General features: G+C 60.2%; 13 protein-coding genes and 1 tRNA gene. 1 reads left to right on the top strand and 13 read right to left on the bottom strand.

All coding sequences use genetic code 11. From position 1 onward, the window contains the following. Positions 1-38: 38 nt before the first annotated feature. From yicI to FPK30_RS01950, 11 genes are all read right to left on the bottom strand, one after another. Positions 39-2,459, bottom strand: a complete 2,421-nt coding sequence (gene yicI / locus FPK30_RS02000) for an alpha-xylosidase (RefSeq protein ID WP_144085058.1) — start codon at positions 2,457-2,459, stop codon at positions 39-41. 1 nt (position 2,460) lies between these two features. Continuing rightward, a complete protein-coding gene (locus tag FPK30_RS01995) occupies positions 2,461-3,384 on the bottom strand; it encodes a LacI family DNA-binding transcriptional regulator (protein WP_144085057.1) in 924 nt (307 codons plus the stop codon). A gap of 111 nt (positions 3,385-3,495) precedes the next feature. After that, positions 3,496-3,581: transfer RNA gene (locus tag FPK30_RS01990), tRNA-Ser, on the bottom strand. A 108-nt stretch (positions 3,582-3,689) separates the two neighbouring features. Next, on the bottom strand, positions 3,690-4,652 hold the full coding sequence (locus FPK30_RS01985; RefSeq protein ID WP_144085056.1) for a tRNA pseudouridine synthase A: 963 nt from the start codon (positions 4,650-4,652) through the stop codon (positions 3,690-3,692). Positions 4,653-4,730: 78 nt separating this feature from the next. Beyond that, positions 4,731-5,375, bottom strand: coding sequence for a 50S ribosomal protein L17 (gene rplQ / locus FPK30_RS01980; protein ID WP_144085055.1), 645 nt, complete (start codon positions 5,373-5,375; stop codon positions 4,731-4,733). 128 nt (positions 5,376-5,503) lie between these two features. Next, positions 5,504-6,499: a DNA-directed RNA polymerase subunit alpha gene (locus FPK30_RS01975; protein ID WP_015022327.1), complete on the bottom strand. Its 996-nt coding sequence runs from the start codon at positions 6,497-6,499 to the stop codon at positions 5,504-5,506. A 75-nt stretch (positions 6,500-6,574) separates the two neighbouring features. Then, positions 6,575-6,973 carry a 30S ribosomal protein S11 gene (rpsK, locus tag FPK30_RS01970; RefSeq protein ID WP_015022328.1) on the bottom strand — a complete coding sequence of 133 codons (399 nt, stop codon included), beginning with the start codon at positions 6,971-6,973 and terminating at the stop codon, positions 6,575-6,577. A gap of 80 nt (positions 6,974-7,053) precedes the next feature. Next, positions 7,054-7,431, bottom strand: coding sequence for a 30S ribosomal protein S13 (rpsM, locus tag FPK30_RS01965; protein WP_015022329.1), 378 nt, complete (start codon positions 7,429-7,431; stop codon positions 7,054-7,056). A 132-nt stretch (positions 7,432-7,563) separates the two neighbouring features. Further along, positions 7,564-7,677, bottom strand: a complete 114-nt coding sequence (rpmJ, locus tag FPK30_RS01960) for a 50S ribosomal protein L36 (protein WP_015022330.1) — start codon at positions 7,675-7,677, stop codon at positions 7,564-7,566. Positions 7,678-7,702: 25 nt separating this feature from the next. Beyond that, positions 7,703-7,921 (bottom strand): translation initiation factor IF-1, encoded by a 219-nt coding sequence (gene infA / locus FPK30_RS01955; RefSeq protein WP_015022331.1) that lies wholly within the window; start codon positions 7,919-7,921, stop codon positions 7,703-7,705. A 184-nt stretch (positions 7,922-8,105) separates the two neighbouring features. After that, entirely contained in the window at positions 8,106-8,567 is a 462-nt protein-coding gene (locus FPK30_RS01950) for an Hsp20/alpha crystallin family protein (protein WP_144085054.1), read from the bottom strand. 384 nt (positions 8,568-8,951) lie between these two features. Between FPK30_RS01950 and gdhA the strand changes: the two genes are divergently transcribed. After that, positions 8,952-10,298 carry an NADP-specific glutamate dehydrogenase gene (gene gdhA / locus FPK30_RS01945; RefSeq protein WP_144085053.1) on the top strand — a complete coding sequence of 449 codons (1,347 nt, stop codon included), beginning with the start codon at positions 8,952-8,954 and terminating at the stop codon, positions 10,296-10,298. A 457-nt stretch (positions 10,299-10,755) separates the two neighbouring features. Here gdhA and FPK30_RS01940 read toward each other — a convergent pair whose 3' ends face one another. Together FPK30_RS01940 and FPK30_RS01935 are read right to left on the bottom strand one after the other, a co-directional pair. Next, positions 10,756-12,768, bottom strand: a complete 2,013-nt coding sequence (locus FPK30_RS01940) for an ABC transporter ATP-binding protein (RefSeq protein ID WP_144085052.1) — start codon at positions 12,766-12,768, stop codon at positions 10,756-10,758. Next, entirely contained in the window at positions 12,761-14,566 is a 1,806-nt protein-coding gene (locus FPK30_RS01935) for an ABC transporter ATP-binding protein (RefSeq protein ID WP_260804363.1), read from the bottom strand. The genes FPK30_RS01940 and FPK30_RS01935 overlap by 8 nt, the downstream gene beginning before the upstream one ends. Between the last annotated feature and the right edge of the window lie 75 nt (positions 14,567-14,641).

Below are 14,641 nucleotides of genomic sequence, written 5' to 3'. Positions count from 1 at the left end.
AAACCGACAGTGATCTATAAGGATGCGGCCGCCCTTGTTCAATCAGCTGACAGAACCAGACGCCCGTTTCGAGAAGGCTTCCCCTCACCCATCCCCAGGCAACCGGTGAATTCCCGACCGTCCGAGGAAGTGATGGTTACTGTGCTTCCTGAGCGTTCCGCCTGGAAAACCAGGCTGCTTCCATCTTCCTCGGTCACCGTCGCACTGGTTCTTCCATCGTGAGCCAGGAAGACCGAGACCGTAGAATCGGTTCCATAAGCATATTCAGTTGATTCCTGTCCCTGGCGGGTGACTAAAACAGTCCCGTCGCGCACCCAGAGCGGAACCGTATCGAAGCCATGCTTTTCATGCATCCACTGGCCGGACTGTCGGCAGTCCACCTGGCGGCCGGTGAACCAATCCGTCCATACCCCCTTGGGCAGGTAGTATTCCACATCACCCGTGTAGGAGAAGACCGGCGCCACCAAAAGCGAGGGCCCCAGCATGTACTGACGGTCGCAATCCAGCGCCGTCCTCTCGTCAGGGAACTCCATGAACATGGAACGCATGACCGGGACCCCCCGCTCATGCGCACCAAGTCCGACCTGGTAGAGGTAGGGCATCATGGATATCTTCAACCTGGTGAACTTTCGCAGCACGCTCACTGCGGTCTGCTCAGGAGGATTGACCACTCCCCTGCGCTGATCCTCCTCATCGAAGAGCCAGGGGACTCGGTAGACAGTGGAGCCGTGCAGCCTGGAGTGAGAGGAGAGCAGACCGAACGCTATCCAGCGTTTGTAAACGGCAGGGTCGGGTCTTGCTCCTTCAAAACCGCCGATATCGTGGCTCCAGAAACCGAAACCGGAACTTACCAGCGACAGGCCGGCCCGCAAGGTCTGCGCCATGCCGTTGAAGGTGGATTCGCAGTCGCCGCCCCAGTGAACAGGCTGCTGCTGGCCACCCACCGTGGCAGATCGTGCATACAGGCAAGCCTGCCCTTTTCCGTACACCTCTTCGATGGCCTTGAAAACGGTCTGATTGTACAGTTGCGTATACCAGTTATGCATGCTCGCAGGATCCGAGCCGTCGAACCAGACCACATCGGCAGGGATGCGCTCACCGAAATCGGTCTTGATGGCGTCCACTCCTTGCTTGAGGAGATGCTTGACGTGCTCTTTGAACCACTTGCAAGCGTCCGGATTAGTGAAATCCACCAACCCCATGCCGGCCTGCCAAAGATCGGTCTGCCATATGTCTCCATTGGGCTTGCGAACCAGGTAGCCCTTGTCTGCAGCCTGGTCAAAGAGGGCGCTTTCCTGCCCGATATACGGATTGATCCAGGCGCAGACATGCAGCCCCTTCTCGCGGTGGAGGCGTCCCAGGGTCCCCTCTATATCAGGGAAGAAGCGTCGATCCCATTGGAAGTCGGTCCAGTGGAATTCCCTCATCCAATAGCAGTCGTAGTGAAAAACGCTCAGGGGAATATGCCGTTGAGCCATGCCATCGATCATGGATGTCACGGTCTTCTCGTCATATTTCGTGGTGAAGGATGTGGTCAGCCAGAGACCGTATGACCAGGCGGGGACCTTGGCCGGACGACCCACCAGAGCCGTGTATCGCTCCAGGATTCGTTCAGGATTCGGTCCGGCGATCAGATAGAAGTCCAGAACTTCGCCGGGTACGCTGAACTGGACGGTCTCGGTGTTCTCCGTGGCCACCTCGAAGGAGACGTGCCCGCGGTTGTTGACCAGAACACCGTAGCCCTTGCTGGTCATATAGAAGGGAATGTCCTTATAGCCTTGCTCGCTGGCTGTGCCGCCATCTTCGTTCCAGATGTCTATGCTCTGCCCGTTCTTCAGATATGGGCCGAACCTTTCGCCAAAGCCGTAGACCCTTTCCCCGACTGACAAGCCAAGTTGAATGGCAGTGAAGACCGGAGACTCATCATAGGCCCTGGCCGTGGGCGCTACGCCGAACTCCCCCACCGGTTGCGTACTTACGGCGGCGTCGGGAGCCAAAGCGAACCTTGCCAGAGACTTGCCCCTGGCATGGGTGAGCTCCTTGCCCTCGCAGGCAAAAGCCATGTCGAAGACGGGCCCCTTGGTCATGGTCAGGCTCAGGTTGCCCGATGTCAGAGTCACCGAAGCCCCGTCTTCTCCGACCTCGCCGTCGCCAGCACCTTGAGCGCTGGCCTTGACGAATCCGGAATCCGGATCCTGCTCGTGAACAGGGAAGCCCGGACAGGTCCTGGTCCCCTTCCAATGGGTTGCCTGCACCTGGATGATCCCTTCAGCCGGCGAGGTGGCATGGATCCGGAAGGTCGGCAGATTCAGGGTGTCGGCCCGGCCGGTCACGACCCTGGTCGTAGCCAGGACATCGATGCTCCTCCCATCTGGCCCTACCGACAATTCATAGGGAGAACGTGCGTAGAGAGCCTCGACGCCGGGCCGGGTCAGCCAATATCCATTGGTGAACTTCATGTTATTTCACAGCTCCTGTAGTAATGCCCTTGGAAAGGGTCCTTTGGAAGATCAGATAGAAGATCAGCGTGGGCACAATGCTGATCAGTGAGGCCGCAGCCGTGGTGGTCACATCCATCAGCCTGTCTCCAGTCAACGACGCTATGGCAATGGGGACCGTCTGCTTGGAATTGTCAATCAGGAAGGCCATAGGAATCATGTACTCATTCCAGGTCCAGATGAAGAAGAAGACCAGCATGACGCTCAGCGTGGGCTTGGAGATGGGGAAGACAATGTCCTTGAGAATTCTCCACCGGCTGGCCCCATCTATGGTGGCAGCTTCCAGAATGGCCTTGGGGAAGGTTCCGTAGACGCTGGACAGAAGATAGGTGCCGAATGCGCTCTGGATGACCGTGAATATGATGACGATCGACCATTGTGAGTTGTACAAGCCCATAGCATGAAAATCCACGTCAACGGAAAGCACATTGGACGGATCGCTGGCATATCCAATGGAGACATAGGGCACCAAGGAGGTATGTGCCTGGGCTACCCGCGGATCCTCCATGGTCACATCCAAGAGGAGGACACCGTCGATCATGCCACTGTATGACATTCTCAGGAGTTCGTCCGTATCGTCCTCATCCATCAAAAGGACCACGTTGTAGTGGTAGTGTCTGGCCCTGGCAACTACGGCGAAGAAAAAGGTGGCGTAGTTCGAATAGTCGGTATAGGGATGCATTGGCGAGCTCAGCACGATCAGATGGGTTCTGCGGTCCCTTCGGAGCATGGCGGCTCCTGATCCGGGGTGGTAATCCAATTGCTGGACTGCCTTGAGCACCCTGATCTTCGTCGCGTCGCTTACCGGTCGTTTGCCCGAGAATACATAGGAAACAGTGCTTATGGAAACTCCCGCCAGAGCGGCCACGTCTTTGATGCCGACCAAAGGACCTCCTTCAGCAGGAAGGCATGAGCCCCTTTATCGTAATCATGCACATGCCGTCATCAGACAGTATACGAAAAAAGGCCCCGACCGTGGGGCCGGGACCAGTGGGGGCGGTTGAGGCGAGATTCGAACTCGCGGAGGGAGTTGCCCTCACACGCTTTCGAGGCGTGCTCCTTAGACCGCTCGGACACTCAACCATGGTCGTTGCCCGACACTGCCGAACAACAACTTTTCTATTATGCCACAGAGTCCCTACCTGGCAAGCGGCGTGGCGCAGTCACCGATTGCCATGAACAGGCAGAGGATCATAATGTACGGCGGGCTCTGATAGCCTGCGCCCGTTCAGCCAGCTGGCCATCAGGCGGGTAGGCCACATGCTCCAGGGTCAGGCCCCGAGCATCTATGGGACCGGTGGAACCTTCGCGCAGGGGGCGGGCTACCTTGTCGACGAACCATGGCACTGACCGGCGTCCCAGGCCCACCTGAATGCAGGCTGCTACCAGTGAGCGAACCATATTGTGGGCAAATGCGTCAGCCACGATCCGAAAGACGGTCAGCCCGGATTCCATGAAAGTCGGAAGGTACCCGACAACACTCTGGTCCGGAGCCGCACCGAACAGATTCACGGCCGGAACCAGATCCCAGTGTGCGGCCAGGACCTTGCGGATGGTCGTGCCGCCAGGGTTTGGCCTGGCGAAGGATCCGAAGTCATGCAAGCCGATACACGCTCTTGCAGCCTCGTTCATAGCTTGCAGATCCAGGCTTCCCTCCAGGTCCAGCACATAGCCCCGCATGCGGGGATCCCCTGGCTGACCCCCCTGGCTGACCCGATACAGGTAGGTGCGTTCCATAGCAGAGAAGCGGGCATCAAAGCCCCTAGGGGCCAATCCGAGACCGAGCAGAACGATGTCAGCAGGCAGCAGGTGCCTCAGACGGCGTTCCAGGGCCACAACACCGTCTGCCTCCATATGGCCCCTGCAGGACTCGAGCACACCATCGGGAATGTCCAGGTGCGCCACCTGATGAGACGCATGGACCCCGGTGTCGGTCCTGCCAGCCACGACCAGTCTTGGTTCCCAGACGTCGTGGTTATGGGGAACGCCGCCTTGTGAGCTGCGGGCTCCAGTGATCAGAGACAGAGCCTGCTCAATGCAACCTTGGACCGTACGAAGCCCTGGCTGCCGGGCCCAGCCATGGAAGCCGCCACCGTCATAGGCCAGATCCATGCGCAGCCTGACAAGGGACATCTTCCCTTCCTGACCTTCCATCAAGACCTCCCTGGCAGCGATGACAAACGGGGCCGGAGAGCCATGCTCCCCGACCCCGTCATCGAATGCAATAGCCGATTACTCGGCAGTCTTCTCGGCATCCTCAGCCACGTCGGCATCTTCCTCAGCCTGGGCTTCGGCCTGATCCGCCTTGTCAGCGGTCTGTTCCAGATCCTCGGCGGCCTGGTCGGCCTGGGACACGTCCTGATCGGACTCGTTGGCCTCGACGGCCTGGTCGACGGCGTCCTTGGCAGCGCCTTCGGCGACGGCGGCGTCAGTGGCCGCAGCCACCTCGGCATTGTCGTCCTTGGCGGCCACCTTGGCTGCGGACTCAGCCTCCTTGACGACGGCCTTCTTGGCCGACAGGGGCTCGGTGACCAGCTCGATCACGGCCTGGGGGGAGTTGTCTCCACGGCGAGGCGCGATCTTGGTGATGCGGGTGTAGCCGCCCTCGCGCTGCTGCATCTGCTCGGCGATCTGCGTGAACAGGATGTGGACCACAGACTTGTCGCGGATGACGCGCATGACGCGGCGACGGGCAGGCAGATCCCCACGCTTGGCGAAGGTGATCAGCCGCTCAGCCAGCGGACGCAGGCGCTTGGCCTTGGGCAGAGTGGTCGTGATACGGCCGTTGGCAAAGAGGCTGGTGGCCATGTTGGCCAGCATCAGCCGCTCGTGCGCCGGGCTGGAGGCCAGACGTGGGCCCTTGCTAGGTTTTGGCATTGGATTATCTCCTTACGGCCCGGGAGGACAGGTGGGCATACGCCCGAACATCCGACTTCCCGGAATTGCTGTCAGCAGGCGACGGAACCCTTCCCCTCGCCCGCTCATACGAAGGCTGCGATCCTTCTTCACTCGTCGTCAGGCGAGAAGAAGGTGCCTCCCTCGAGATTATTGGTGTCGAAGCCCAGCGGGGAGGCCTTCAGCGACAGCCCCATGCCCTCAAGCTTCTCCTTGACCTCGTCGATGGACTTCATGCCGAAGTTGCGGATGTCCAGCAGATCCTGCTCGGTATGCGAGACCAGTTCGCCGATGGTATGGATTCCCTCGCGCTTGAGGCAGTTGTAGGAACGCTGCGTCAGGTTCAGGTCCTCAATCGGCACGGACATCTGCGGATCGGCCTCTTCCACCACCGGCTCGGGTCCGACTTCCACGCCCTCAGCCTGAGTGTTGAGCTCGCGGCAGAGGCCGAAGAGCTCGACCAGGGTCGACCCTGCGGATGCCACCGCGTCGCGCGGCGAGATGGCAGGCTTGGTCTCCACATCCAGGATCAGCTTGTCGAAATCCGTGCGCTGCTCGACGCGGGTGGCCTCGACCTTGTAGCTGACCTTGAGCACGGGAGAGTAGATGGAATCGACCGGGATGCGGCCAATCTCATCGTTGTCCTGCTTGTTGAGCTGGGCCTGGACGTATCCACGCCCACGCTCCACCGTAAACTCAATCTCCAGCTCGCCATCCTCGGCCAAGGTCGCGATATGCAGATCAGGATTGGCCACGGTGACACCGGCCGGCGGGGTAATGTCCCCGGCGGTGGCCTCGCCCTTGCCGCTCTTGCGCAAATACATGACCACAGGCTCGTCGTACTCGCTGGTCAGCACGATGCCCTTGATGTTGAGCAGGATCTCGGTGACGTCCTCCTCCACACCAGGCAGCGTGGTGAACTCGTGCAGGGCACCCGAGATGCGAACCGAGGTCACAGCCGCTCCCGGTATGGAGCTCAGCAGGGTACGACGCAGGGAGTTGCCCAGGGTGTACCCGAATCCGGGCTCCAGCGGCTCGATGGTGAAACGGGAGCGCTGGGCATTGACGACTTCTTCAGTAAGAGTCGGACGCTGTGCAATAAGCACTGTTGCTATCCTTTCAGCTCCGACCGGTGGTGCACTCACCGGTCTTCGCGGGTGGATTCATGGGTTTTTTAGTGCTCAGACGCGACGGCGCTTGGGAGGACGAACGCCATTGTGTGCCTGTGGGGTCACATCAGAGATGGAACCGACCTCCAGGCCTGCGGACTGCAGGGAGCGGATGGCGGTCTCGCGGCCCGAACCCGGGCCCTTGACGAAGACATCCACCTTCTTGACCCCATGCTCCATGGCCTTGCGGGCTGCGGATTCGGCGGCCATTCCCGCTGCGTAAGGAGTGGACTTGCGGGAGCCCTTGAAGCCTACGTCGCCGCCTGAAGCCCAGGCCACTACAGCACCGGAAGGATCGGTGATGGAGATGATGGTGTTGTTGAATGTTGACTTGATATGCGCCTGCCCGACCGGAACCGACTTGCGATCCCGACGACGAGGCTTGCGCGCGGCCTGCTTTGCTGCTGCCATTGATCCTCGTTTCCTTGTCACGAATAACTGATTGCTCGTGCGAATCCTCGGGGACCCTCATCCCCGCTTCGCATTCGGCCTTACTTGGTCGCCTTCTTCTTTCCGGCGACGGTGCGCTTGGGTCCCTTGCGGGTGCGGGCATTGGTCTTGGTCCGCTGGCCACGCACGGGCAGGCCCCTGCGGTGGCGCTGGCCCTGATAGCAATTGATCTGGATCTTACGGCGAATATCGGCGTCGATCTCACGACGCAGATCACCCTCGATCTTGTAGTTTCCCTCGAGGTAATCACGCAGCGTAATGAGCTGCTCGTCCGTGAGATCCTTGACGCGGGTGTCCGGATTCACTCCGGTCGCGGCAAGTGTTTCCTTGGCGCGAGTACGGCCCACACCGAAGATGTAGGTGAGGGCTATCTCTATGCGCTTCTCGTTGGGGATGTCGACTCCGGCAAGACGTGCCATTGCGATTCCTTTTTGTTCTACGCAGGTCGTGCACCGAGTCTTCCGGTCTCCCGGCCCGGGCCTGCGCACCCGGGGTTCAGCCTGTCGGCTGTGACTCAGCGCCTTTGGTGTTCGTTGCCGCTGGGAATCCGCTCAGCCCTGGCGCTGCTTGTGGCGTGGGTTTTTGCAGATCACCATGACGCGGCCGTGACGACGAATCACGCGGCAGTTCTCGCAGATTCTCTTCACACTAGGGCTGACCTTCATGGTTTTCCTTTGCTTGTGTACCTTGTTACTTGTACCGGTACGTAATCCGTCCGCGGTTCAGATCGTAGGGACTCATTTCGAGCACCACCCGATCCTGGGGCAGAATGCGGATATAGTTCTTGCGCATTTTGCCGGAAATGGTGGCCAGCACCAGGTGCTTGTTCTCGAGCTCGACGCGGAACATCGCATTGGGGAGGGCCTCGACCACACGCCCTTCCACCTCGATCACACCATCTTTTGCCATAAGCCTTCTATCCGATCCTCGGCCGGTTACACAGCGCGCCGAAAGACACGCCAAATGGCAAGTATAGCATTGATGCACCCAAAATTGGGCAATAGCGTGTTGACACGACAAAAGGGCCGTCTGAACGGCTGTCGCTCAATCAGTATAGCAGTCGTTCAGGCGGTCCGATGAGGACCCGAATCCCTCAGTCCTCAATGGCGATGTTCTGCGTGTGGTCAGCCGGCTCGATGCTGGTCTTGGGCAGGGTCACCTCCAGGGTGCCGTTGGCATAGTGGGCATGAATGTCCTCCTGGCGGACCTTGTCGCCCACATAGAAGCTGCGGGAGCAGGACCCGGTGTAACGCTCACGCCGAATCCACCGTCCCTGGTCGTCCTTGTCGCCCTGGTCACTGTTCTTCTGGGCGGAGACAATCAGGTAGCCATCCTCCAGACGCAGACCGATGTCCTTCTTGTCGAAGCCGGGCATGTCGATGGAGAGCTGGTACTGCCCGTCCTGCTCACGCACATCCGTGTTCATCAAGGGGCTGTTCAGCGCGTTCTTGGCGCCCTGACCCTGCCGACGCCCGTCACGCCAGTTGTTGAAGAAGGGATCGTCGAAGAAGTCGCCGAAGATCGAATTGTTCATCAATGCGGGAAACATAGCCATAATCGCATCTCCTGATTCTCAAAGTCAATAGTTTCTGCGGACCGGAACCCCGGGTGGACATCCTGACCTGTCCTCCCGGGCTCCCTGCCCTTCACTTTGTCCAAACCGCAGGCGCCGGGTTCCATGCCCACTGTTCACCCAAGGAATAAAAGTTGAGTCTAGGAGACTCAACTTTCGTCAGCAGTTTTGCTTGCTCGTTCTTGTTCTCTCATTCTTCGGGCCTTGAATGACCACATGCCAGACATTGCGGGCCGGAATTCTTGTGACGTAACTTTGAGACCTTTACCATAGGATAAGATTCCGCCAGCCCCCGCAGGCTCTTGAGGGCGGACCCAATCGCATGTGGACCGGACGGACCGGCCATTCCTAGTCAAAGGAGCTCAGATGCTCACCAACGAATACATCAAGCGCGTATACCAGCAGGTTGAGAAGCGCGACGGCGACCAGCCGGAATTCCTGCAGGCTGTCCGCGAAGTTTTCTCCAGCCTGGAACCCGTGGTGGAGCGGCATCCAGAGTATGAGGCCAACGGCGTGCTGGAACGTCTGGTCGAGCCCGAGCGTGCAGTCAAGTTCCGTGTGGCCTGGACCGATGACCAAGGCCATGTGCAGGTCAACCGCGGCTACCGGATCCAATTCAATTCGGCCATCGGCCCCTACAAGGGCGGCCTTCGCTTCCACCCGACCGTGACCGAGTCGGTCATCAAGTTCCTGGGCTTCGAGCAGATTCTGAAGAATTCGCTGACCGGGCTGCCTATGGGCGGCGCCAAGGGAGGATCCGACTTCGACCCCAAGGGCCGCTCGGATGCCGAGGTCATGCGCTTCTGCCAGGCCTTCATGACTGAGCTGCAGCGCCACATCGGCCAGTTCACCGACGTGCCCGCCGGCGACATCAACGTGGGATCCCGCGAGATCGGCTACCTGTTCGGCCAGTACAAGAGAATGCGCGACGAGTACTCGGGCGTGCTGACCGGCAAGGACCTGACCTTCGGCGGCTCCCTGGCCAGGACCGAGGCCACGGGTTACGGCCTGTGCTACTACACCCAGGAGGCCCTGCAGACGCTGCGCAAGGATTCCTTCCAGGGCAAGACCGTCGTCATCTCCGGTTCGGGCAACGTGGCCATCTTCGCCACCGAAAAGGCCCAGCAACTAGGCGCCAAGGTGGTAACGGCATCCGACTCCAACGGATACGTCTATGATCCCAAGGGGATTGACCTGGATGTCGTCAAGGACATTAAGCTTGGTCACCGCGGCCGAATTCGCGAGTATGCGGACCGTGTGGACTCCGCTGAGTACCACGAGGGCTGCAAGGGCGTCTGGACTGTGCCCTGCGACATCGCCCTGCCCTGCGCCACGCAGAACGAAATCGACGAGGAATCAGCAAAGACCCTGGTCGCCAACGGATGCACCGTGGTATGCGAAGGCGCCAACATGCCCTCCACCCCCGAGGCCATCCAGGTCTACCAGGATAACAAGGTGCTCTACGGACCCGCCAAGGCCGCCAATGCCGGCGGCGTGGCCGTCTCCGGCCTGGAGATGAGCCAGAATTCGCTGCGCCTGCAGTGGACCTTCGACGAAGTGGACCAGCGACTCAAGGACATCATGACTGGAATCTTCCAGAAGTCCTACCAGGCCTCCCAGGAATACGGGCATGAGGGCGACCTGATGCTGGGCGCCAACGTGGCCGGCTTCACCAAGGTGGCCGATGCCATGGTGGCCCAGGGGATCCTCTGAGATCGAACCTGATTCCTGTTCGTATAGGGCCTGACCTGCTGATTTGTGGGTCAGGTCCTTCTTTTAGTGGGCCAACTACCAGCAGCTCAGACGAAGATCAAACCGCCAGGCTCCAGTCAATGCCATCTTGCCCGTGCCTTCGCGCAGATACGAATTGCCCTGTGGCCCAATTCATCAGACAGCCAAGCACTGATCGCCGAAGTCCAGCAGCCGGTAGTGGCAGACGTTGGATGTACCCGCTCCACATGTGCCTCATGAACCAGCACGCGGAAGAAGTCTTGCCATATGAGGTTTGAGCTGGGTGAAATCAGGTTGGTTGTCGGCGAAGTTCCCAGCCATCAGCTACACTCAGGGGCGGGGCATCAGTCATGTGCCGCCCCGCCCCACTGGTTTTGCTTATTGCCGAATCAAAAAGCCCACCGTACCTTCTGCTAACGTTCGGCAATCCCAGAGTGTCTTACTCCAGTTCCAGGGCTCCGGTGTAGAGCTGGTAGTACTCGCCATGCCTGGTCATCAGCTCATCGTGATTGCCGCGCTCGATGATCCGCCCGTGGTCCAGGACCATGATCACATCGGAGTTGCGAACCGTGGAGAGCCTATGGGCGATGACGAAGACCGTCCGGCCTCGCATCAATGCGTCCATGCCTTGCTGGACCACCTCCTCGGTGCGGGTGTCGATTGAGGAAGTGGCTTCGTCCAGAATCATGGCCGGCGGATCGGCCACCGCCGCCCTGGCAATGGAGATCAGCTGTCGCTGACCCTGGGACAGTCCGCTTCCATCCCCCTCAAGAACGGTCTGGTAGCCCTGGGGAAGCATGCGGATGAAGCTGTCGGCGTTGGTCATCTTGGCAGCCTCGATACACTCTTCGTCTGTAGCGTCCAGGCGCCCATAGCGGATGTTGTCCAGGACGGTGCCCGTGAAGAGGTTGACATCCTGCAGGACGATGCCCAGGGAGCGGCGGAGGTCAGGCTTGCGGATGTTCCTCACATCGATGCCGTCATAGAGGATCTGCCCCTGCTGGATGTCGTAGAAACGGTTGATCAGGTTGGTGATCGTGGTCTTGCCGGCACCGGTGGCGCCGACAAGCGCCACCTTCTGCCCGGGCTTGGCGAACCAGGTGATGTCGTGCAGGACAGGCTTCTTCGGGTCATACCCGAAGCTGACGTCGGTGAATCGCACATCCCCCTGGAGGAGGGTGTATCGGCCGTCAGGGGAGGTGATGGCCTGGTCCTTGGCCTTCAGGGCCACATCGCGGGCATCGCCGGGAAGCTTCATGGCAGCCTCCAGCGAGCGCCTGCCGTCGTCGTCGGCCTCACGCTTCCAGGCCCAGTGCCCTGTCTCATGGTCGACAGGGGTCATGGTCCGGCCGTCCGAGGCCAGTTCGACGCTGACCAATCTGACCGTGCCCTGGTCGGACTCGACAGGCTCGTCCATCAGGTCGAAGATCCGGGAGGCGCCTGCCAGGGCCATCATGACCATGTTGAACTGCATGGAGACCTGGCCGATGGGGTTGATGAAGGAGCGGGAGAGGGTTAGAAGGGAGACGATGGTTCCCAGGGTCAGCGGCCCAGCCCCGGTCAGTCCTACATTGCCCATGCCCGCGATGCCGGCCAGACCGCCCACGATGGCCAGGATGACATAGAGCAGGTAGCCCATGTTGCCCACGACCGGCATGGTGACGTTGCCGTAGGTGTTGGCCTGGGCCGAGGCATGGAAGAGCTCCTGGTTCCTCTGCTCGAAGACCTTGGCGGTGGCATCCTCATGGTTGAAGACCTTGATGACCTTCTGCCCGTTGACGGCCTCTTCCACGAAGGCGTTCACCTGACCCAGATAGCGCTGCTGGTGAACAAAGTACCGGCCGCTTCGGGTGACCAGAACCCGGACTACCACGATCAGGACCGCCGCGAAGACCAGGGTCAGGACGGTGAAGGGGATGGAGAGCCAGAGCATGGAGATCAGGGCTGCCAAGGCGGACAGGACCGAGGAGACCATCTGCGGGAAGGACTGCGAGATGGCCTGACGGAGGGTATCCGTGTCGTTGGTGTAGCGGCTCATGGTGTCGCCATGCTCATGGGTGTCGAAGAAGCCGATGGGCAGCTCCTGCTGGTGGGCGAACATCTGGTCGCGGATGGTCTTCAGGGTGCCCTGCTCCACCTTGACGATCAGCCAGTTCCAGAACCAGGAGCAGAAGGTCCCCACTGCATAGAGGCAGCCCATCAGGATCAGGGTCCTCATCAGCGGTCCCCAGTCAGGGTCGGCGGCCCCGACCAGCGGCAGGATGTAGTGGTCGATCAGCGGCTGGAGGAAGAAGGCCGATGCCGCCTGGGCCCCGGCGCTGATGATGATGCAGACCACGATCACCGCCAGCTGCCAGCGGTAGGCCAGCAAGTAGCCCAGGATGCGACGGGTCGTTCCCGGCGCGGCCTTGTCCAGGCGGGGCTTGCGGTCCTTGAATGATCCGTCACTCATGGTCCTTGTCCTCCTCGCTCTGGTTCCTGGTCTGGGACTCGTAGATGGATCGGTACTCCTGACATGTTCGCAGGAGCTCCTGGTGGGTGCCCTTGTCGAGAATCCTGCCCTCCTCCAGGACCACGATCATGTCGGCGTCCTCCACAGAGGCCAGGCGCTGGGAGATGATGATCTTGGTGGTGTCAGGGATTTCCTGGCTGAAGGCGCGGCGGATCAGCTGGTCGGTTTTGGTGTCCACGGCGCTGGTCGAGTCGTCCAGAATCAGGATGTCGGGCTTCTTCAGCAGGGCCCGCGCTATGCACAGACGCTGTCGCTGGCCGCCAGAAAGGTTGGTGCCGCCCTCGTCCAGATAGGTCTGATAGCCATCAGGAAACTCCCGCACGAAATCGTCGGCCTGGGCCAGGGTGCAGGCGCGCACCAGATCTTCGTCCGTGGCCTCAGGGTTGCCCCAACGTAGGTTCTCGGCGATGGTCCCGGTGAACAGGACATTCTTCTGGAGCACCATGGCCACCTGGTCGCGCAGGACGGTCAGGTCGTACTGGCGCACGTCCACGCCGCCCACCTGGAGGGACCCCTCGGTCACGTCGTAGAGACGGGGGATGAGCTGGACCAGGCTGGACTTGGAGGAGCCGGTCCCGCCCACGATGCCCAGGGTGGAGCCCGAGGGAACCTGCAGGTTGATGTGGCTCAGAACGGGACGTTCGGACCGCTCCGAGTAGCGGAAGGTCACATCCTGGAAGCTGATGGAGCCGTCGGCCACCTTCATGACCGGCTTGGCGGGATCATGCACGGTGCTGACCTCGTTGAGCACCTGGCAGATGCGCTCGGCCGAGGCCTGGGAGATGACGACCATGACCACGATCATGGAGACCATGTTCATGGCCATCATGATCTGGATGGCATAGGTGACCAGGGCGGTCAAATCGCCCGTGGTCAGCCCCAGGGCGGCATTGTTTCCGGAGGCCACAATCTGGGAGGCGCCCATCCAGGATATGACCAGCAGAGAGGCGTAGATGCAGAAGTTCAACAGCGCCGGGTTCAGGCTCATGATCCGCTCGGCCTTGCAGAAGGCCCGGTAGATAGCCAAAGAAATACCGTTGAATTTGCGCTCCTCGTAGTCCTCCCGGTTGTAGGACTTGACCACCCTGATGCCCTGAAGGTTCTCGTCCACCACATTGTTGAGGTGGTCGTAGGTGTGGAAGACCCGCTCGAAGATGGGATGAACCAGCAGGGACAGGCCGATCAGACCGAAGCCCAGGATGGGGATGGCGATCAGGAAGACCAGGGATATGGGCCTGGAGATCCTATAAGAAAAGAGCCAGGCCACGATGACCATGATCGGCGCCCTGACCCCGACCCTGATGACCATCTGATAGGCGTTCTGCAGGTTGGTCACATCGGTGGTCAGCCTGGTGATGATGGACCCGGTCGAGAAGCGGTCGATGTTGGTGAAGCTGAAGGACTGCACCTTGGCGAACAGATCGCTGCGGACATTCTTGGCCAGGCCGGAAGAGGCGATGGCCGCATACCGCCCGGACATGAATCCTGAGAACAGGGAGACGGCCGAGCAGGCCAGCAGGATCAGCCCGAATTTGAAGATGGCCGGCATGGACCTCCCCGAGACCCCTTGGTCAATCAGGGAAGCCATGATGGTCGGGATCACAATCTCGAGGACGCTCTCCAAAAAAACGAAAGCCGGAGCCAGAAAACTGGCCTTCCGGTATTCGCGCAGGGAGCGCAGAATGGTTCGGATGGTGTGCTTCGGACGCGCTGGTTCCTGTTTATCCGATCTGACCACGGATGCCGTAGACCCCTTCAAATGGACCTCTTCTGTTTCTGTATTGATTGCTCTATCTTTTACGGCCAATCACCG

This window comes from Bifidobacterium apousia (assembly GCF_007559275.1).
Taxonomy (GTDB): domain Bacteria; phylum Actinomycetota; class Actinomycetes; order Actinomycetales; family Bifidobacteriaceae; genus Bombiscardovia; species Bombiscardovia apousia.
Note: the sequence above shows the minus strand (reverse complement) of the source record. Positions and strands in the feature narration are given on the sequence as shown.

Bases quoted from the DNA above. Each gene is read 5' to 3' on its own strand.
- rpsK (WP_015022328.1), bottom strand. From the start codon at position 6,973: ATGGCAGCAGCAAAGCAGGCCGCGCGCAAGCCTCGTCGTCGGGATCGC.
- FPK30_RS01950 (WP_144085054.1), bottom strand. From the start codon at position 8,567: ATGGCTATGTTTCCCGCATTGATGAACAATTCGATCTTCGGCGACTTC.
- rplQ (WP_144085055.1), bottom strand. From the start codon at position 5,375: ATGCCAAAACCTAGCAAGGGCCCACGTCTGGCCTCCAGCCCGGCGCAC.
- FPK30_RS01940 (WP_144085052.1), bottom strand. From the start codon at position 12,768: ATGAGTGACGGATCATTCAAGGACCGCAAGCCCCGCCTGGACAAGGCC.
- infA (WP_015022331.1), bottom strand. From the start codon at position 7,921: ATGGCAAAAGATGGTGTGATCGAGGTGGAAGGGCGTGTGGTCGAGGCC.
- rpsM (WP_015022329.1), bottom strand. From the start codon at position 7,431: ATGGCACGTCTTGCCGGAGTCGACATCCCCAACGAGAAGCGCATAGAG.
- gdhA (WP_144085053.1), top strand. From the start codon at position 8,952: ATGCTCACCAACGAATACATCAAGCGCGTATACCAGCAGGTTGAGAAG.
- rpmJ (WP_015022330.1), bottom strand. From the start codon at position 7,677: ATGAAGGTCAGCCCTAGTGTGAAGAGAATCTGCGAGAACTGCCGCGTG.
- FPK30_RS01985 (WP_144085056.1), bottom strand. From the start codon at position 4,652: ATGGAAGGTCAGGAAGGGAAGATGTCCCTTGTCAGGCTGCGCATGGAT.
- yicI (WP_144085058.1), bottom strand. From the start codon at position 2,459: ATGAAGTTCACCAATGGATATTGGCTGACCCGGCCCGGCGTCGAGGCT.